The sequence below is a fragment of the Paraburkholderia tropica genome, assembly GCF_900109265.1.
Lineage (GTDB): Bacteria > Pseudomonadota > Gammaproteobacteria > Burkholderiales > Burkholderiaceae > Paraburkholderia > Paraburkholderia tropica.
This window is the reverse complement of sequence record NZ_FNZM01000025.1, coordinates 50922-72494: the sequence shown is the minus strand read 5'-3', so window position 1 is coordinate 72494 and position 21573 is coordinate 50922. Positions and strand designations below refer to the sequence as shown.

Here is a 21573-nt window from a genome sequence, read left to right as displayed (position 1 = left end):
CCCCTTCAGCCATCAGTTTTAAATTGGCTTTCATACATTCAATTACAAATTCGCTTGCGCACCTTAAGGCCTTTGACGGAAAGGAAAAATGTGCGCGCGCCTGCGCCGCCGGGCGGATACCTCCCTCCCAGTCAGGTTGACACACCGAACCTCGGGATCTACTGTTTGCGGTATGAATAGGAATGATTAGCGTTTACGTTTGCATTTGTTAATGAATGCGAGCGCAACGATGCGTCTTGCATCGATTTCAAGAACGACATCGATAAGCGCTTCGACATTCACACCGAGATCTATCCGAACCATCGCTTCGAACCAAGGAGGGCTGCAATGAGCTGGGGCGACGAGAACACCGTTTTCCATGTCGTGCTGAATCACGAAGAGCAATATTCGATCTGGCCGGCATACAAGCCCGTGCCCGAGGGCTGGCGCGCGGAGGGCAAGACCGGTACGCGCGACGAGTGCCTCGCGCACATCGAGACCGTGTGGACCGACATGCGTCCGCTGAGCTTGCGCGAGGCGATGGCCGCGCAAGGCGCGCAAGCCTGATATGCCGGCGCGGCACGCCGACGCGGCGCTCACGCTGTACTGCCTGCCCTATGCGGGCGGCAATGCCGCGACGTATCGCGGCTGGGGCGCGTTGCTCAGGCCGCGCATCGAGTGCGTGGCGCTCGATCTGCCGGGCCACGGCCGCCTGCGCGCGACACCGGCGCTCGCCGACTGGCCCGCGCTCATCGACGCGCTGCTCGCGAACCTCGATCCCTTGCCGACACGTCCGTTCGCATTCTTCGGTCACAGCATGGGCGCGCTCGTCGCGCTGGAACTGGCCCATGCGATCCGCGAACGTCACGGGCGCGAGCCGCTGTGGCTCGGCGCATCCGCCTGCGTGGCGCCGCGCGAGCGCGAACTCGACGACGAACACCCGTCGCACTGGCTCGCCTGCAGCACGGCGGAGATGGTGGCGGAGTTGCGGCGTCTGGGCGGTACGCCCGACGAACTGCTCGCCGACGCGGAGTTTCTCGATCTCGCCTTGCCCGCCTTGCGCGCCGATTTCCATCTGTGCGCGAACCAGACGCGGCGCGCGCGCGAGCGTTCGATACGACTGGGCTGCCCGATCTGGAGTTTTGGCGGAACCGATGATTCGGTATCCGAACGAAATGAAAACCTGTCAGCGTGGCGTCACGAAACCACGGGAGGATTTCATCAGCGCATGTTGGAGGGTGGGCACTTTTTTGTCGAGACGGCGCGCGAGCAGGTGATCCGCGACATTGCGGCGGCGCTGCACGCGCTGGCGTTCGCTACGGCCACGCACGCGGACGAGCCGGCTTATCCCTATTGATTTGATTCGATCCGATTTCGCCGCCATGCCGGCACAAGGAGCTTTCTTCATGACGCAGCGTTATCCCGCTCTATTCGATTTCGGCGACTTCGCCGGGCAAAGCGAAGCCTATGTCGCGCTGGTCAAGCAATTCGCGGCCGCGCAGGCGTTTCGCAGCGCCACCGTCGATGAACTCGTGCTCGACGACGATTTCCATCGCCGCCCGTTGCGCCCCGAGGATTTCGAATTCCTCAAGTTCATGAAGCCCGTGCGCAGCGACAACGTGAGCCGCCTGCCGTCGCTGGCCTCGAATCGCACGCTGCTGTCGATCTACGAGCTCGACGTCACGCGCGCGCCGCGCAGTGCGGACGCCGCCGACTGGGCGCGTTTCACCGACTTCTATCGCGACGACGTGCGCACGCTCGGCGCGCAACTCACGCCGTTCCTCGAAGCCTATGCGTTCTCGTATCTCGGCGATCAGGCGGCGGGCGACGAGCGCGACGACTTCGTGACGCAAGGCCTTGCGCAACTCTTCGACAGCGAAACGCGCTTCTGGGGTGAAACGTTTGCGCGCCTTATGCGCAACGACTATCTGGAAGAAGGGCTGCGCTTTATCGCGATCCAGCGCTGGGCGCTCGCGCCGTCGCGCCGCCATGCGCTCGGCCGCGCGGCGGCGGGCGGACGCTTCGACGGCCTGCCCGACGACGCGCGTCCGTCCGTGGACGTGATCGATCAGGATCGCGAACTGATCGAAAAAGTCGCGCAGCATGTGGGCGTGACGCGTCAGCAGCATGCGTACTGGCAGTTCTATCTGCCGACCAGCATGGCCAAAACCAATCTGCTGCTTGCGCTGGCGCGCCGTCCGGACCGCGCCTTCGCGCTCGCGGGCGCGGCCTTCGCCGCCGAAGCCGAATGGCTCGCGTTCATGGGCGCGCTCGAACGCGCGTGTGCGCATCTGCGTGGACCGCAGCGCGCGGGCAGCGAGATCGCGGCGCGTCGCGCGGAACTCGAAGCACGCGCGAGCCGCGCCGTGCGGGCGATCGGCGAGCGCTTCGGCGCGGCGGCGCGTGCGCAGTTCATCAAGGGTTTCGCGGCCGGCGATCATCTCGCGGAACGCGCGCGGTGGGATCTGGGCGAGCAGCTCAAATGGCTGTCGGCGATTCCGCGCTTCTGCGATTTCGCGCGCCGCATCAGCGCGCGTATCGACGTGGAATGCCCGGACATCGACCGCGAAACGTTTATCGAGCCGCATGAAATGTGCTCGACCACGCACGTGCACAACGACCATCGGCTCGTGACGATCCAGGAAGGCGAGATGCTGTTCTGGGGCAATCTCGGCATGCAGTTGCAGATGTTCGAAGGCGACATGGTGCTGATTCCCGATGGCCGTCTGCATGGTTCGACGGTCACGTCGAGCGAATGCACGTATCACCAGCCGATCATTCCCGACGACTGGGTCCAGGCGCTCATGCTCGAACTTGAAGCGCCCGACGCCGCGCGCGCCGCGGCCTGACGCACGGGCCACGCGCCTGATCGTCAGCGCGGCTTCAAGCGTAGATCCAGACGCACCAGCAAGCACAGCTTGACCGCAGCACGACGCGCCGCCGCCCGGCGCGCGTCATCCGTTCTCCAGCCACCTCGCCAGAAGGTGCGGACGCTCCCCACATAAAAATCATGACCCGATTGTCGCGGGGCCACGCGGCGCGCCGCCGCTGCCGCCGTGCGCGGCCCGAGCCTCGCGACAGACCCGTGCGGAACCCAAGGAACGAGACGATGCAACCCAACGACGAACTGATGCAGCAAGAGACGCCGAACGCAGCGCTGAACGAAGCGCCGGTTTTCACGGCGCAGGACTGGAAAAGCCGCATCATCAAGGGCCGCGCGTGCGGCGCCGACGTGCAGCCGCCCGCCTGGCTCGACGCCTCGTACGCGACGCTGCGCGAGCAGGTGATGCATCCGGCGTATCCGTGCTTCTTCGGCACGCAGGCCGAGCGGCGCGGCGAAATGTTCTATTCGTTCGTGCACGGCAAGGACATCGCCGATCTGCCGGCCACGATGCAAACCTTCGCGGAACTGGCTTCGCTGCCGCAATACCGCAAGAACAACATCGCCGTGTTTTTCGAGCCCGATGCCGAGCCGCTCTCGCACGACGCGTATCACGAACTCTTCTGGCACGCGCTGCAGCAACTGCACAACGTCGATCCCGATCCGCAGGCCGATCAGCAGCCCGAGCCGTCCGACGAATCGTGGGAGTTCTCGTTCGCGGGCGTGCAGATGTTCGTGGTGTGCGCGTGCCCGTCGTTTTCGCTGCGTCACAGCCGCAATCTCGGGCCGGGCATGGTGCTGCTGTTCCAGCCGCGCAGCGTGTTCGTAGACACCATCACCAACAAGGTGATCGGCCGCGAGGCGCGCAACCAGGTGCGCAAGCGCCTCGAAACGTGGGACGACACGCCCGCGCATCCGGACCTTGGTTTTTACGGCGATCCAGGCAATCTCGAATGGAAGCAGTATTTCCTCGACGACCACAACGTGCGCGCCGCCGATGTCTGCCCGTTCCTCAAGCGCAAGGCGCGCGAGGCGGGCGTGCAGCCGCTCGCGGCGCGGCGCGAGCGCGAGCTTGAATCCGCCACCGAACCTGGGCCTGCCGCCATGACGCCTTCATCGCCTGCATCGCCCGCGCCCGCATCGACGGCGGATTTCGCGGCCATCGCGCGCAACTACGCGAGCCTGCCCGCCGACCGGCGCGCGACGTTCCGCGCGCGTCTGCGCGAGCGCGGGCTGAGCGGCAAGGCGCTGCCGATCGTGCCGCTCGCGGACCGCACGCAGCGCTTCGCGCTGTCGCCCGCGCAGGCGCGCCTCTGGTTCCTCTGGCAACTGAATCCCGACGACGCCGGCTACAACATCGCGGGCGCGCTGCGTCTCGAAGGCGCGCTCGACGTCGACCGATTGCGCGCGGCGCTCGATCACGTGGTCGCGCGGCACGAGGCGCTGCGCACGCATTTCGAGGAACGCGACGGGCAGGTCGAGCAGATTGTCGGCGGCGTGAATTACGCGTGGTCCGAAGTCGATCTGCGCGACGCGTCGACTTCCGATGCGCTCGACCAGCGGCTTCAGTCGCTCTCGCTCGCGCCGTTCGATCTCACGCGCGGCCCGCTGCTGCGCATCGCCTTGCTGCGCGAAGCGGCAACGATCGACGATAGCAACGAAAGCGCGCAGCGCCACGTGCTGCACGTCGCGCTGCATCACATCGTAGCCGATCACGCGTCGGTCAAACTGCTGCTCGACGAATTCGTCGCGGCCTATGGCGAACTGATGGCCGGGCGCACGCCCGCCGCCTCGCCGCTGGCCGTGCAGTACGGCGACTTCGCGGCGTGGCAGCAGGAATGGGCCGACGACGGCGAGCGCGACGCCGCCTTGCACTACTGGACCACGCAACTCGGCGACACGCCTGCCACGCTCGATCTGCCGGTGACGAAGCCGCGCGGCGGCATTCGCAACGTGCCGGGCGCGCGCGCGAGCGTCGATCTCGACGCGGCCACCGCGCGCGCGCTCAAGTCGCTCGCCGCCGCGCGCCGCACGACCTTGCCGACGCTGCTGCTCGCCGCATACGCGGTGCTGCTCGCGCGCTACACGGGTCAGCAGGATCTGCGCATCGGCATGCCGGTGTCGGGCCGCAATCGCCTGGAAACCGAGCCGCTGATCGGCTTCTTCGTCAACACGCTGGTGATTCGCGCCGATCTGCGCGGCGCGGCGAGCTTCGGCGCGCTGCTCGATCGTCTGCATCAGACCGTGCTCGATGCGCATCGTCACGACAGCCTGCCGTTCGCGCAACTGGTCGAAGTGCTGCAACCCGAGCGCAACGCGGGCCAGACGCCGCTGTTCCAGGTGATGTTCAACCACACGCGCGCGCAGCGCGTGGCATTCGAGGTCGCGGGCCTGCAGGTGAGCGAATTGAGCGCCGATCTGCCGACCGCGCGCTTCGACCTCGTGCTCAACGCAATCGAGCGCGACGACGGCGTGCGCCTCGCGTTCAACTACGCCGCCGATCTGTTCGAGCCGGCCATCGTCGAGCAGATGCTGAATCATCTTGCGCGTCTGCTCGCGCAGGTTGCCAGCGTGATCGAGCAGCCGCTCGCAAGTTTCGCGCTCGTGGACGAACGCGTGCGCGAACGCACGCAACCGGACGCCGCCGCGAACGCCGCCGCATTCGAAGCCGTCGGCGCGCGATTCAGCCGCCGCGCCGCCGCGCAGCCGCACGCGCAGGCCGTGCATTGCGAAGGTGAGACGCAGCGTTACGGCGAACTGGAACGCTGGAGCACGCGGATCGCGACGCGTCTGCGCACGCTCGGCGCGCGGGCCGATCAGCGCATCGGCCTGTGCGTGGAGCGCTCGGCCGCGCTGGTCGCGGGCGTGCTCGGCGTGCTGAAGTCGGGCGCTGCCTTCGTGCCGCTCGACCCCGCGTATCCGCTCGAACGCCTCGCCGCGATGCTCGACGACGCCGGAATCGACTGCGTGCTGGCCGATGCGGCGGGCGCGGCGCGTCTGGGCGCGCTGCTGAACGGGCGCGAAACCGTCGACATCGCCTCGCTCGCGAGCGAAGCAAATGATGCAAATGATGCAGACGAAAGCGCCCGCGCCACGTCCGCCGCGCCGATCCACCCCGACCAGCTCGCCTACGTGATCTACACCTCGGGCTCGACCGGACGCCCGAAAGGCGTGGCGATCACGCACGGCACGCTCGCGCGTCACCTCGACGATTTCATCGGCACCTACGCGATCGGCGCGCACGACAAGCAACTGCAATCGTCGACGATCAACTTCGACGTCGCGCTGCACGAAATGCTGCCCGCGCTGCTGATGGGCGGCCAGATCGAAATGCGCGGCCCGCAGCTCTGGGACCCGGAAACCACGAGCCATCATCTGATCGAGCAGAAGGTCACGTTCGCGCGCATTCCCACCGCTTACTGGCAGCAATGGCTGCGCGAGCCGCCGCCCGCCGACGCGCTCGCAGCGCTGCGCCAGATCACCGTGGGCGGCGAGGGCCTGCCTGGCGACGCGCTGCGTCAGTGGCGCAGCGGCCCGCTCGGCCATATCCGCCTCGACAACCTTTACGGGCCGACCGAAACCACCATCGCCTGCCTGTATCGCGAGACGCGCGCGCAGGACGAGGCGCAGGCGATCGTGTCGATCGGCGGCCCGTATCCGTCGCGCACCGCGCGCGTGTGCGACGCCGACGGCAACGAAGCGCCGGTCGGCGCGCTCGGCGAACTGTGCGTCGGCGGCGACACGCTCGCGCGTGGCTATCTGGGCCGCGCCGCGCTCACGGCCGAACGCTTCGTGCCCGATCCGCAGGGCGCGCCCGGCAGCCGTCTCTATCGCACCGGCGATCTGTGCCGCCGGCGCCTGGACGGCAGCATCGACTTTCTCGGCCGCCTCGATCAGCAGGTGAAGCTGCGCGGGCATCGCATCGAACTCGGCGAAATCGAAGCCGTGCTGCGCGAGGCGCCGGGCGTCGAAGCGGCCGCCGCCGCATTGCGCGGCGAGGGCGACGCGAAGCGCCTCGTCGGCTACGTGGTGGGCGAGGCCGACGACACGGCCGTGCGCCGTCTGCTGCAAAGCCGTTTGCCGGGCTACATGGTGCCGTCCGCGCTGGTCTGGCTCGACCGCCTGCCGACGATGCAAAACGGCAAGCTCGACCGCGCCGCGCTGCCCGAGCCGGGGCAGGACGCTGCGCGCCGCCGCACCGCGCCGCGCAGCGAGACCGAACGCACGCTGCTGGCGATCTGGCAGACCGTGCTCGGCCGCGACGATCTGGGCGTGACCGACAACTTTTTCGAAATCGGCGGCCATTCGCTGCTGATGATGCAGGTCGCCGCGCGCGTGCGCGAGGCGCTCGCTCGCGCGGTCTCGCTGCGCACGCTGTTTCTGAACCCCGTGCTTGCCGATCTCGCCGCGGAACTCGCCGCGGAAAGCGACACGCCGGCGAACGTCGACACGATCGTGCCGCGCGCGCCCGGCACGCCGATCCCGCTGACCGACGGCCAGCAGCGTCTCTGGTTCCTCTGGAAGCTCGATCCGGCGAGCGCCGCCTACACGATCTCGGGCGCGGTGGCGCTGACGGGCGTGCTCGACCGCGCGGCCGTGCGCCGCTCGCTCGATGCGCTGGTCGCGCGTCACGAGACGCTGCGCACGCGCTTCGTGGAGCATGCGGGCGAGGCGTGGCAACACGTCGATGCGGCGGGCAGTTACGACTGGCGCGAAGAACAGCTTGCTCGCGCCGACGAACTCGACGCGCGTCTGAAAGCGCTCACGCGGCTGCCGTTCGATCTCGAACGCGGCCCGATGCTGCGCGTGACGCTGCTGACGTATCCGCACGCAGAGACGCAACTCGCCGACGAAACCGTGTTGCATTTCGCGATGCCGCACATCGTCTCCGATGCGTGGTCGCAAGCCACGTTGCTGCGCGAATTCGCGCAAGGCTATGCGGCGGCGTTGCGCGGCGCGTCGCCCGCGTTCGCGCCGCTGCCGGTGCAATTCGGCGACTACGCGATCTGGCAGCGCGCGCGTCTCGCCGCACAGGACACGGCGCAGATCGACTACTGGATGCGCGAACTGGGCGGTGAAAGTGGTACGAATGACGCGATCGACACGCAGCCGCTGCTCGCGCTGCCCGTCGATCGCGTGCGCACCGGCCCGCGCGGCACGGCGGGCGCCACGCTGCGCCGCACGCTCGATCCCGCGCTGGCGCAGGCGCTCGACGCCGGCGCGCGCGAGCAGGGCGCGACGCGCTTCATGATGTTGCTGGCCGCGTTCGGCTCGCTGCTGCAAGGCTATGGCGGTCAGCAGGACGTGCGCGTCGGCGTGCCCGTCGCGGGCCGCGACCGCCTCGAAACCGAGCCGCTGATCGGCTTCTTCGTCAACACGCTCGTGATCCGCATGACCACGCCGCGCCACGCGCCGTTCAGCGCGCTGCTCGACGAAGTGCGCACGCGCATGGCGGGCGCGCACGCTCACGCCGACGTGCCGTTCGCGACGCTCGTCGAGCGTCTGCAACCGCAGCGCAGCGTCGCGCATACGCCGCTGTTCCAGGCGATGTTCAACTACGTCGAGGAAAACGACGCCGCGCACGGCGCGCCGTTCGCGCTGCCGGGCCTCACGGTGCGCACGCTCGCGGGCACGGCGGCGTCGGCGCAGGTCGATCTTGCGCTCGATGTCGCGACGCAGGGCGGCCACATCCAGCTCGCGCTCACCTATGCGAGCGACGTGTTCGATGCGGCCACCGTCGAGCGCCTGTTCGACAGTTATCTCGGCGTGCTGCAACAGATCGCGAGCGAACGCGAGACGCGTCATCCGGCGCTGCTCGACGACGCCGAACGCGCGCGTCTGCTCGCGCTCGGACGCAACGCGCGGCGTTTCGCGCAGGCCGCGTGCGCGCATCGGCTGATCGAGCGCCAGGCGGCCACGACGCCGCACGCCGTCGCGCTCCAGTGCGGCGGCGTCACGCTCAGCTACGCCGAACTCGACGCGCGTGCCAACCGGCTCGCGCATCGGCTGCTGACGCTCGGCGTCGCGCCGGAAACGCGCGTCGGCGTGTGCGTCGAGCGCTCGGCCGACATGGTCGCGGCGCTGCTCGCGGTCCACAAGGCGGGCGGCGCGTATGTGCCGCTCGATCCGGCGCTGCCGGTGGCGCGGCGCGCGTTCATGCTCGCCGATAGCGGCGCGCGCGTGCTGATCGCCGATAGCGCACACGCCGACGCCTGCGATCCGCAAACGCGTCTTGCGCGCCTCGAACTCGACCGCGCCGATCTCGGCGACGAACCCGCGCATCGTCCGAATGTGGAGGTGACGGGCGCGCAACTCGCGTATGTGATCTACACCTCGGGCTCGACGGGCACGCCCAAGGGCGTGATGGTCACGCATGGCGCGCTGGGGCACTTCCTGCTCTCGATGCGCGAGGCGCCGGGCCTCGCCGCCGACGACGTGCTCGTGGCCGTCACGTCGCTCTCATTCGACATCGCCGCGCTCGAACTCTTCTTGCCGCTCACGGTGGGCGCGCGCGTGGTGATCGCGCCGCGCGAGACGGTGCGCGACGGTGCGGCGCTCGCGCGTCTGATCGACACGTCGGGCGCGACGGCGCTGCAATCGACGCCGGCGGGTTGGCGGCTCTTGCGCGCGGGCGGCTGGCCTTCGGCCGCGTGGCGGCAAACATCGACGCAAGCGCAAAACACAGCACCGCGCCGTTTCAAGGCGCTGTGCGGCGGCGAAGCCTTGCAGGCCGATCTCGCGCGCGATCTGCTCGCGCTCGGCGAAGGCATCGAGCTATGGAATCTCTACGGTCCGACCGAAACGACCATCTGGTCGGCGGCGGGCCGCGTGACGGACGCCGCGCCTGTGATCGGCGCGCCCATCGCCGCGACGCAGCTTTACGTGCTCGACGCGAATCTCGATCTCGCGCCTGCGAACGTGGCGGGCGACCTCTATATCGGTGGCGTGGGGCTCGCGCGCGGCTATCAGGGCCGCGCGGGCTTGAGCGCGGCGAGCTTCGTGCCGAATCCGTTCGACACGCCGGGCGCGCGTCTCTATCGCACCGGCGATCTGGCGAAATGGCGCGGCGACGGCAGGCTCGACTATCTGGGCCGCGCCGATCATCAGATGAAGATTCGCGGCTTTCGGATCGAGCCGGGCGAAATCGAGGCGCAATTGCTCGCGCAGGAGGCGGTGCGCGAAGCGATCGTCGTGGCGCAGCAGGCGTCGGCGACTGACGAGCGCGATGTGCGTGATGTCCGCCTCGTTGCTTATGTCGCGCCGCACGCACCTGGTGCCGCAGCCGACGATGCCGCCATCGGCGCTGCACTGCGCGAACGGCTCTCGCGTGCGCTGCCCGATTACATGGTGCCGGCCGCCGTCGTCGTGCTCGAACGGCTGCCGCTGAACAGCAACGGCAAGATCGACCGTCACGCGCTGCCCGCGCCCACGCTCGAAGCGGACGCCGACACCTTCGAGCCGCCGCAAGGCGACATCGAAACGCAACTCGCCGACGTGTGGCAATCGCTGCTCGGCGTCGCGCGTGTGGGCCGCCGCGATCACTTCTTCGCGCTCGGCGGCCAGTCGCTGCTCGCGCTGCGGATGACGGCGGCGCTGCGCGAGGCGTGGCGTATCGACGTGCCCGTGCGCCTGGTGTTCGCCGCGCCCGTGCTCGCCGATCTCGCGCGCGAACTGAGCGCGTTGCGTGGCGGTGCGAGCGCCGATGCCACGAACACGAACGCAAACACGGAAACGCACACGCTGCCCGCACGTCCGGCCGACATGGACGCCGCGCCGCTTTCGCCCGCGCAGGCGCGTCTGTGGTTCTTCGCGCGTCTCGATCCGCGCAGCGCGGCCTACAACCTGCCGGGCGCGGTGCGTCTCGAAGGCACGCTCGACCGCGCGGCGGTGCAGGGCGCGCTCGCGGCGCTGGTCGCGCGTCACGAAAGCCTGCGCACGCGTTTCGTGGAAACCGACGGCGAGGCGCTGCAACGCTTCGATGCGCCCGCGCCCGTGCTGTCGGTGCTCGATCTCGCTGATGTGCCGTGCGCGCAGCAGGCCCAGCGTCTCGCCGACACGCTCCAGTCGATCTCGCGCACGCCGTTCGATCTGGACGCGGGGCCGCTGCTGCGCGTGACCTTGATCCGCCTCGGCGAGCGCGATCACGTGTTGCATGTCCTCACGCATCATCTGATCTCCGACGCCTGGTCGAATCAGCTCCTGCTCGACGAGTTCTCACGCGCCTACGCGGCGCACATTCACGGCTTGTTGCGCGAATCCGCGCCGCTGCCGCGCCAGTACGCCGATTACGCGCTGTGGCAGCGCGACGCGGCGCAAAGCGCGCGCGCCGAAGCCGATCTCGACTTCTGGCGCGTGCGGCTCGCGGGCGAGCATGCCGCGCTCGAACTGCCGTTCGACCGGCGGCCGGGCGCGCGGCGCAGCCAGGCGGGCGGACGCGTCGGCGTCGCGCTTCCGGAGGCGACCGCCGCGGCGGTGCGCACGCTCGCGCGCCGTCACGACACGACCAGCGCGGCCGTGCTGCTGGCGGCGTTCGACCTGCTGCTCGCGCGCTACAGCGGCCAGTACGACATCCGCGTGGGCGTGCCCGCGACGGGACGCGACCGGCTCGACACGCAGCGCATGGTCGGCTTCTTCGTCAACACGCTGGTGGTGCGTAGCGAACTCGACGGCCTCGGCGACGTGAGCGCGCTGGTGCGCCACGTGAGCGAGCGGCTCGTCGAGGCGCAGGCGCATCAGCAGGTGCCGTTCGCGCGCGTGGTCGAGGCGCTGAGCCCCGAGCGCAGCCTTTCGCACACGCCGCTTTTCAGCGTGATGTTCAACTACGACGGCGGCGCGCCGGGCGACGGTTTGCATCTGCCCGGACTGCGCGCGTCGCCGATTGAAACGTCGACGGGCACCGCGCGCTTCGACCTCGTGCTGACCGCGCGCGAAGTGAAGCACACGGCGACGAACACGACGAACGCATCGAAGAACGCATCGAAGAACAGCACGCTGCTGTCCTTCACCTACGCGCGCGACGTGTTCGACGCGGCGACCGTCGATCGTCTGCTCGCCGATTACGTGACGATGCTCGGCCAGATCGTCGCCGATGCGAACACGCCGCTGGCCGCGCTGCAACTCGCGCCCGCGCGGCCGCAAAGCGCAGAACCGTTGCACGCACATCCTTTCTCGCCGGTGGGCGCGCGCATCGCCGAACGGGCGCGCATGCAGCCGCACGCACACGCGCTGCACTGCGAGGGCGAGCACCTGAATTACGGCGAACTCGACGCCTGGTCGGCCCGCATCGCGCGCACCTTGCAGACGCGCGGCGCGGTCGCGGAGCAGCGCGTCGGTCTGTGCCTCACGCGCTCGGTCGGGCTGGTGGCGGCGCTCGTCGGCGTCCTGCGTTCGGGCGCGGCCTTCGTGCCGCTCGATCCGGCTTATCCGCCCGAGCGTCTGCGCACGATGATCGACGAAGCGCAGCTTGCCTGCGTGCTCGCCGACGCCGCGACGCTCGACGCCTGCGGCGCGCTGTTCGCGGGCCGCGACGCGCTCGACATCGCCGCGCTGCGTGACGGCGCGCGCGACGTCATCGCGCCCGAGGCGCACGCCGCGATCCACCCGGATCAGCTTGCCTACGTGATCTACACCTCGGGATCGGCGGGGCGGCCCAAGGGCGTGGCGGTGAGCCACGACGCGCTGAGCCGCCATCTCGACGACTTCATCGCCACGTATGGCATCGACGCGCGCGACACGCAGCTGCAATCGTCGACGATCAATTTCGACGTCGCGCTGCACGAGATGCTGCCCGCGCTGATGCAAGGCGGCCAGGTCGAAATGCGCGGCCCGCAGTTGTGGGACGCGCCCGCGACGAGCCGCCATCTGAAAGAGGGCCGCGTGAGCTTCGCGCGCATTCCGACGGCCTACTGGCAGCAATGGCTGCGCACGCCGCCGCCGCGCGAGGATCTGGCCGCGCTGCGCCAGATCACCGTGGGCGGCGAGGGCTTGCCCGGCGACGCGCTCGCGCAATGGCAGGCGGGTCCGCTCGCGCACATCCGTCTCGACAACCTCTACGGTCCGACCGAAACCACGGTCGCGTGCATGTATCGCGAAACGCGCGCGGAGGACAGCGCGCAGACCATCGTGTCGATCGGCGAGCCGTATGCGTCGCGCTGCGTCTACGTGATGGACCGCGACGGCAACGAGCTGCCGCCGGGCGCGCTGGGCGAGCTGTGTATCGGCGGGCTCACGCTCGCGCGCGGCTATCTCGGGCGGCCCGGTCTCACGGCGGCGAGCTTCGTGCCCGATCCGCAGCGGCCCGGCGCGCGACTGTATCGCAGCGGCGATCTGTGCCGACGCCGCGCGGACGGCAGCATCGACTTCCTCGGCCGTCTCGATCAGCAGGTGAAGCTGCGCGGTTTCCGCATCGAGCCGGGCGAGATCGAGGCGGTGCTGCGCGAGGCGCCGGGCGTCACGGCGAGCGCCGTGGCGCTGCACGGCGAGGGCGACGCGAAGCGGCTGGTCGGTTATGTCGTCGGCGATGCTGACGAAGCCGACGACGGCGCGCTGCGCCGCGTGCTCGAAAGCCGGCTGCCCGCGTACATGGTGCCGTCGGCGCTGGTGCGGCTCGAACGCCTGCCGCTGATGCAGAACGGCAAGCTCGACCGTGCGGCGCTGCCCGCGCCGCAGGCGGGCGCATCGGCGGCGCGCGTGGCGCCGCGCACGCCGCTCGAAGCGCGTCTGCTCGCGCTGTGGCAGGAGGTGCTGCCGCAAGCCGAATTTGGCGTCACCGACGACTTCTTCGCGGCGGGCGGTCATTCGCTGCTCGCGCTCAAACTGCTGGCGCGCGCACGCGATCTGGATTTGCCGGGCCTCACGCTCGAAGCGCTGTTCCAGCACGCGACGGTGCGCGCGCTGGCCGCGCATATCGAATCGGCGACGACCCAGGCGCACGGTGCGCCGCGTGCGTCGAATATCGTCGCGCTGTCGCCGTGCAGCGACCTGCCGCGCGTGTTCGCGCTGCATGCCGCGTCGGGTCTCGTCGCCGACTACCGGCCGCTCGCCGAAGCGCTCGACGGCGTGGCCAGCGTGCATGGCGTGCAGGCGCCGTTCCACACCGAAAGCTGGTGGCCCGGCGATCTCGCGCAACTGGCCGCCGATTACGCGGCGCGCATCCGCAGCGTGCAGCCGCACGGGCCGTATCGGCTGATCGGCTGGTCGGTCGGCGGGCTGCTCGCCGCCGAGGTGGCGCGCGCGCTCGTCGCGGACGGCGCGCAGGTGGCCTTCGTCGGCCTGATCGACGCCTACGTGCCGCACGCCGACGACGCCGCGCCCGACGACGCCTTTATCAGCGCCGACACCGCGCAGAACTGGCACGCGAGCGACGCCGAACTGCGCACGCTGCTCGACGGCGCACGCCGCCGCTGGCCGCTGCCGGACACACTCGACGACGATCCGCAGACGCGCGCGCTGCTCGGCAAGGTGCTGCTGTTCCAGCGCCATCTGGGCCATATCGCGCGCGTGCAGCCCGCGTCCCGCGCGCCGGTCGATCTGACGCTCTGGTGGTCCGGGCGCGCGCCGCATCGTTCGGTGGCCGAGTCCGCCGCGATGTGGCAGGCGCGCGTGGCGGGCCGCGTCACGCAGGCCGGTTCGATCGACGCGGATCACCAGGGCATCGTGCGGCACCGCGACCTGTTCGAGGCGCTCGCGCGCGAACTGCGCGCGAGCCTCGCGCAAGCCGCCTGGCTGGAGGCAACGCGATGAACGCCGCGCAACACATTGTGTTTCCCCACGGCATCGACACCGACGCCGTGCCCGCGCACGGACTCGCGGCGCGCCTGCGCGCGCTCGCGCACCAGCGGCCCGAGGCCACGGCGCTGATCGTCGTCGACGCCGACGGCGACACGCGCTACGACTACGCGCAACTCGACCGCCGCGCGCGGGCACTGGCGGCGCGTTTCGCGCGCGACGGCGCGGCGGCCGAGCGCGCGCTGATCCTGATGGATAGCGGCGTCGATTACGTGAGCGCGTTCTTCGGTTGTCTGTACGCGGGCGTCGTGGCCGTACCGGTCTATCCGCCGGAGTCGAAGCGCGAACAGCATCTCGCGCGTCTGCGCGGCATCGCGCGCGATGCGGGCGTGCGCTACGTGCTGACGACCGCCGCGCTGCACGAGCGTCACGCCGACGCCTGGGCGATGCTCGCGCCGGGCGCGGACGTGGTGGCCGTCGATACGTTAGACGCGCGCGATACGCCGTCCGATGCGCCGCTGCATCCCGTGCGCGCGGACGATCTCGCGTTTCTCCAGTACACCTCGGGATCGACGGGATCGCCGAAGGGCGTGATGGTGAGCCACGGCAATCTGCTCGCCAACGAGATCGCGATCCAGGCGGGACTCGGCGTGCGCCCCGACGACGTGTTCGTCAGCTGGCTGCCGCTGTATCACGACATGGGATTGATCGGCAGCCTGTTGCAGCCGGCGTTCAGCGGCATTCCGCTCGTGCTGATGTCGCCGCAATACTTTCTGGAGCGGCCGTTGCGCTGGCTCGACGCCATCGCGCGCCATCGCGGCACGATCTCGGGCGCGCCGGATTTCGCCTATCGGCTGTGCGCGGAACGCATCAACGACGAGACGCGCGCGAAGCTCGATCTGTCGAGCTGGCGGCTCGCGTTTTCGGGCTCGGAACCGGTGCGGCGCGACACGCTCGACGACTTCGTCGCGCGCTTCGCGCCGGCGGGTTTCGCCGCCGCCGCGCTCTATCCGTGCTATGGGCTTGCCGAGGCGACGCTGTTCGTCACCGGCGGCGTGCGCGGCGCGGGACTCGTCTCGCACGCGTTCAGCAGCGCGGCGCTTTCGGCGGGACGCGCCGAGGCGGCGCGCGCGGACGAAGCGGCCACCGTGCTGGTCGGCTGCGGCGCGGTGCAGGCCGGGCATCGCGTGGCGATCGTGGCGCGCGCGGCGGCTGAATCGCATGAATCGCATGAAGCGAATGTCGAGACAGAAACGTCGCGCGCGGGCGAACGGCTCGCGGATGGCCGCATCGGCGAAATTCACGTGAGCGGCCCGAGCGTCGCGCACGGCTACTGGCAGCGCGCCGACGCGAGCGCGCAGGCGTTCGTCGACGCCCCGCGCCACGCCGACGGCAGCGGCCCGGCGCGCTGGCTGCGCACGGGCGATCTGGGTTTCGTGCACGACGGACAGCTGTACATCGCGGGACGCGTGAAGGATCTCGTGATCGTGCGCGGACGCAATCTCTATCCGCAGGACGTCGAGCAGGCCGTGGAGGCGCATGCCGAGTTCGCGCGCAAGGGCCGCGTGATCGCGTTCGGCGCGACGCTCGGCGGCGGCGAGACGCTGGGTCTCGCGCTCGAAATCGCGCCGCGCATGAAAAAGCGCTTCGCGGCCGCGCAGATCGTCGAAACCTTGCGCCGCATCGCGTTCGATGCGTGCGGCGAGACGCCCGCCGCGATCGCGCTGCTCAATCCGGGCGCGTTGCCGAAAACGTCGAGCGGCAAGCTCCAGCGCGCCGCGACGCGCGAAGGCTGGCGCGCACGCACGCTCGACCTCTACGCGCTCTGGGAGCAGGGCGCGTTCGTGATCGGCGGCGACGACGATGCGGCGCGCGCGCCCGACGCACCGGCCGCGCTCGATGCACGCGAAAGCGCGCTGGCCGCGCTCTGGTGCGAGGCGCTCGACGCGCGTCTCGCGCTCGCGCCCGATGCGCATTTCTTCGCGAGCGGCGGCAGTTCGCTGAGCGCGGCGCGACTCGTTGCGCTGATCGGCGCGCGGCTGGGCCGCCGCGTCGCGCTCGCGCAGATCTTCGAAACGCCGACGCTCGCGGCGATGGCCGCGGCGCTTGCGGAACCTGAATCGGTTGAAGAGGCGCAGGACGACGCGCAAGACGAGGCGCAGGACAACGCGCCGATCGAACCCGCCGAAGAGGCCGTGATTTCGCATGCGCAGCAGCGTCAGTTGTTCGCGTGGAGGCTCGATCCCGCGAGCCGCGCGTATCACGTCGCGGCGGGCATCCGGCTCGACGGCGCGCTCGATCGCGATGCCTTGCGCCAGAGCCTCGATCGCCTGTGCGAGCGTCACGCGGCGCTGCGCACGCATTTCGTCGAAACCGGCGACGCCGCGCACCTTTACGCGCCGCGCACCGAAGCCGCCGCGCCGCTTGCGTGGGCGCATGTCGATTTGAGCGATCTCGGCGATATCGACGAACACGACCGTGAGCGCGCGCTCCGCGAATGCGCGCAACGTTTCGCCGACGCGCCGTTCGACCTGCTGCGCGGGCCGCTGCTGCGCGCGGGACTCGTGCGCATGAGCGACGAACGTCACGTGCTGATGCTCGCGCTGCATCACATCGCCACGGATGGCTGGTCGATGCAGTTGCTGGTCGAGGAACTCGTCGACGGTTATCGTGCCGCGCTTGATGGCGCAACGACGCATGGGGAAGCGCAAGCAAAAGCAAAAACACGCATCACCTACGCCGATTACGCCGCGTGGCAACGCCGCTGGCTCGCGAGCGATGCAGCGGCGCGGCAACTCGCGTACTGGCGCGCGGCGCTGGCCGACGACGCACCGCCGCTCGCGCTGCCCTACGACCACACCGCCACCGATACCGCAAGCGAAAACGCCGATCCGCGCGCCGCCGCGCGCGTCGCGTTCGCGCTGCCTGCGCCGCTCGCGCAGGCGGTGCGCGCGGCGGCGGCCCGGCATCGCGCGACGCCGTTCGTCGTGCTGCTCGCCGCGTATCACGCGTGGCTTTATCGCGTGACCGGGCAGCGCGCAATCCGCACCGGCGTGCCGGTCGCGAACCGCACGCGGCCCGAGACGCACGACGTGATCGGCTTCTTCGTCAACACGCTCGTGCTGCACAGCGACTGCGAGGCCGTGACGCCGCTCGCGAGTCTGTTCTCGCAGCTGCGCCAGCGCACGCTCGACGCGCAGGCGAACCAGGCGCTGCCGTTCGACGTGCTGGTCGAGCATCTGCGGCCCGCGCGCGACGCGCAGCACGGTCCGCTGTTCGAGACCAGTTTCAACTACCTGAGCGACGATTACCCGGCGCTCGCGCGTTGGCCGGGGGCGCGCGCCGAGCGCGTCGAGATCGCGGAGACGCACGTGAAGGTGCCGCTCGCGCTCGACCTGCGCGAAAGCCGCGACGGCTCGATGCGCGCTTACTTCACCTACGCGAGCGCGCGCTTCGACGCGGCCAGCGTCGAGCGCATGGCCGCGCAGTATCTGCGCGCGGTGGAGGCGTTCGCGCACGCACTCGGCGATCGAAGCGCCGACATGACCGATGCCGCCGCGCCGACGCTGGCCACGCTCGATCTGCTCGATGCCGACGAACGCGCGCGCGTGAGCGCCGCAAGCGTCGCGCGGCGCACGCCGCCGGGCGAGCCGATTCATCTGCGCGTCGCGCGGCATGCGGACACGCAACCGGATGCGCCGGCCGTCATCGATGGCGCGCTGCGCATGAGCTACGCGGAACTCGACGCGCGCGCGGCGCACGTCGCGCAATGGCTGCTCGCGCGCGATCTTCAGGGCGGCGAGCCGGTCGCGATCGTCGCGCATCGCTCGGCGCGCTTTGTCGTGGCGATGCTCGGCGTGCTCAAGGCGGGCGGTGCGTATGTGGCGCTCGACGCGGGCAATCCGCCGCAACGCCTCGCGCAGACGCTGTGCGATTGCGGCGCGCGTTTCGTGCTGTGCGAGGACGATTGCTCCGCGCTCGACCTCATGGGCGTGCAGCACGCGCGCATCGACGCGGCGCAAGAAGAGGCGCAAGAAGAGGCACGGCGGGAGCAACAAGATCGCGCGCCCCATGCATTGCCCGCCGTCGATCCGCGCAGCGCCGCCTACGTGATCTACACGTCGGGATCGAGCGGCGCGCCCAAGGGCGTGGTTATCGCGCACGGGGCACTGACGAACTATGTCGACGCCGTGCTCGCGCGGCTCGATCCGCCGCCGCGCGCGCGCTTCGCGATGGTCTCGACCATCGGCGCCGATCTTGGCCATACGGTGCTGTTCGGCGCGCTCGCCTCGGGCGGCGCGCTGCATCTGATCGATCGCGACACCACGCTCGACGCCGACCGTTTCGCGCAGACGCTGGCGGCCGCGCGCATCGACGTGCTCAAGATCGTGCCGGGCCATCTGCACGCGCTGCTGCAAGCCGAACGCGCCGCCGACGCGCTGCCCGCGCATACGCTTGTGCTCGGCGGCGAGGCGACCTCGTGGGAACTGCTCGACACGATCGCCGCGTTGCGGCCCGATTGCCGCGTCCACAATCACTATGGCCCGACCGAGACGACGGTCGGCATTCTCACGCAGCCTGCCGCTCAGGCGTGCCGCGCGGCGGCGACCTTGCCGCTGGGCCGCCCGCTCGACAACAACGAAACCTGGCTGCTCGACGAGCATCTGAATCCGGTCGGCACGGGCGGGACCGGCGAGCTGTATCTGGGCGGCGCGGGCGTCGCGCTCGGCTATCTGCACCAGCCCGCGCTCACGGCCGCGCGCTTCGTGCCGCATCCGTTCGCGGCGGGCGCGCGGCTGTATCGCAGCGGCGATCGCGCGCGGCGTCTCGCCGACGGCAGCCTCGAATATCTCGGCCGTATCGACGATCAGGTGAAGATTCGCGGCTATCGCGTGGAGCCCGGCGAGATCGCGGCGCGCCTGAAGGCGCTCGACGGCGTGCGCGACGCGGCGGTGATCGTGGTGGCGGGCGCGCGCCTGGCCGCGTTCGCGACGCCGCAGCCCGGCGCGTCGCTCGACGCGGCGGCGCTCAAGCGCGCGCTGGCCGCGCTGTTGCCCGACTACATGGTGCCGTCGCTGTTGCGCGTGATCGACGCGCTGCCGCTGAATCGCAACGGCAAGCTCGATCGTCAGGCGCTGAGCGCGCTCGCGCGTCCGGCCGCGCCGCATCGCGAGGCCGCGCGTGCGGCGCCGCAGGGCGAGACCGAAACGGCGCTCGCGCAATGCTGGGCCGCGCTGCTGGAGCCGTCGAATGGGACGGATAGCGCTGCGGATAACGCAGCGGACAACGCAGCCGCCGCGTCATCGCTGTCGATCGCGCGCGACGACAGCTTCTTCGCGCTCGGCGGCCATTCGCTGGCGGCGATGCGGCTCGCGTCGCGCGTGCGTTCGCGCTGGGCGGTCGAATTGCCGTTGCGCGAGATCTTCGCGTCGCCGACGCTGGCCGCGCTCGCCGCGCGCATCGATGCATTGCGAGTGGAATCGGATCGTGCTTCGAATCAGGCGTCGAACAAGGCCGAATCCGCCACGCCGCTTCACGCGCTTGCGGACCGCAGCGCCTTGCCGCTTTCGCTGATGCAGCAGCGCATCTGGGTCGTCGATCAACTCGCGGACCGCGCGCTCGCGTCGTACAACATGACGGCGGGGCTCGATCTGCGCGGCCCGCTCGACGCGGCGCGGCTGCAACGCAGCCTGGCCGCCTTGATCGCGCGTCACGAGGTGCTGCGCTCGGCCTTCGACGCCGACGACGAGGGCGATCCGGTGCTCAAGATCGCGCCGCGCATGGAGGTGTTGATGCCGGTGATCGAGCCGCTCGCGCATCCGGACAACGACGCGAACAGCCACACAAACAGCCACACAAACAGCGACGAGAACGCGCGGACCCAAGCCATCGCCCAGGCGCTCGACGACGCCGCGCGCACGCCGTTCGATCTGTCTCGCGCGCCGCTCGTGCGCGCGACGCTGCTGCGTTTCGAGGCCGCGCATCACGTGCTGATCGTGTCGCTGCATCACATCGTCGCCGATGGAGGGTCGGTGCATATCCTGCTCGACGAACTGTGCGAGCTCTACCGCGCGCAACGCGACGGCGCGCCGCCCGCGCTCGCGCCGCTGGCCGTGCAGTACGCCGATTACGCACACTGGCAGCGCGCGCGTTTCACGCCCGACGCGGTGCGCGAGGCGCAGCAGTTCTGGCGCGGCTATCTCGCCGATGCGCCGGCGCTGCTGCCGCTGCCGACCGATCGCGCGCGGCCCGCGCGGGTGTCGCACGCGGGCGCGGCGCGCCATTTCCGGCTCGACGCGACGCTCGGCGCACGCGTGCGCACGCTCGCGCAGGCGCACGGCATGACGCCGTTCGCCGTGCTGCTCGCGAGCTTCCAGTGGTTCCTGCATCGCCACACGGGCGCGGACGATCTGGTGATCGGCACCGATGTCGACGGACGCGAGCGCGCCGAGCTGGAAGCGCTGATCGGCTTCTTCGTCAACGTGGTGCCGCTGCGCTCGCGCATCGCCGCCGACGGCGCGAATCTCGCGAGCTTCGACGCGTGGCTCGACGCCGCCAGACAGTCGACGTGGGACGCGCTCGATCATCGCGCGCTGCCGTTCGACCGCATCGTCGACGCGCTCGCGCTCAAGCGTCGCCGCGACGCCAATCCGCTCGTGCAGGTGCTGTTCGTGCTGCGCGACCTGCCGCGCGGCAACACGCGCGTGCCGGGACTCGCGGTCGAGTTGCTGCGCCCGCCGACGACGCAGTCGAAATTCGACATGGCGCTGTTCGTCGAAGCCGTGGACGGCGGCTACGACATCGAATGGGTCTACGCGAGCGCGCTGTTCGACGCCGCGACCATCGAGCGCGCGTTCGACGCGTGGCGCGCGACGCTCGACGCGGTGAGCGCCGATCCGCGCGCGCCGCTTGCATCGTCCTTGTCTACCTCGCCGTCATCCGCGGACGTCGCGCACGACGCCCGCAGCCCAGAACGAGAGTGCTGA

At 70.1% G+C, this 21573-nt stretch carries 5 protein-coding genes; all 5 read left to right on the top strand.

Annotated elements, in window-relative coordinates; translation table 11 throughout:
- The first annotated feature begins 327 nt into the window (after positions 1-327).
- Positions 328-546, top strand: a complete 219-nt coding sequence (locus tag BMY06_RS32920) for an MbtH family protein (protein ID WP_065062873.1) — start codon at positions 328-330, stop codon at positions 544-546.
- Between the two features lies 1 nt (position 547).
- Positions 548-1336 (top strand): thioesterase II family protein, encoded by a 789-nt coding sequence (locus BMY06_RS32915; protein ID WP_074987204.1) that lies wholly within the window; start codon positions 548-550, stop codon positions 1334-1336.
- A gap of 49 nt (positions 1337-1385) precedes the next feature.
- Positions 1386-2828: a cupin domain-containing protein gene (locus BMY06_RS32910; protein WP_074987203.1), complete on the top strand. Its 1443-nt coding sequence runs from the start codon at positions 1386-1388 to the stop codon at positions 2826-2828.
- Between the two features lie 260 nt (positions 2829-3088).
- Positions 3089-14602, top strand: coding sequence for a non-ribosomal peptide synthetase (locus BMY06_RS32905; protein WP_074987202.1), 11514 nt, complete (start codon positions 3089-3091; stop codon positions 14600-14602).
- Entirely contained in the window at positions 14599-21573 is a 6975-nt protein-coding gene (locus BMY06_RS32900) for a non-ribosomal peptide synthetase (RefSeq protein WP_074987201.1), read from the top strand. The genes BMY06_RS32905 and BMY06_RS32900 overlap by 4 nt, the downstream gene beginning before the upstream one ends.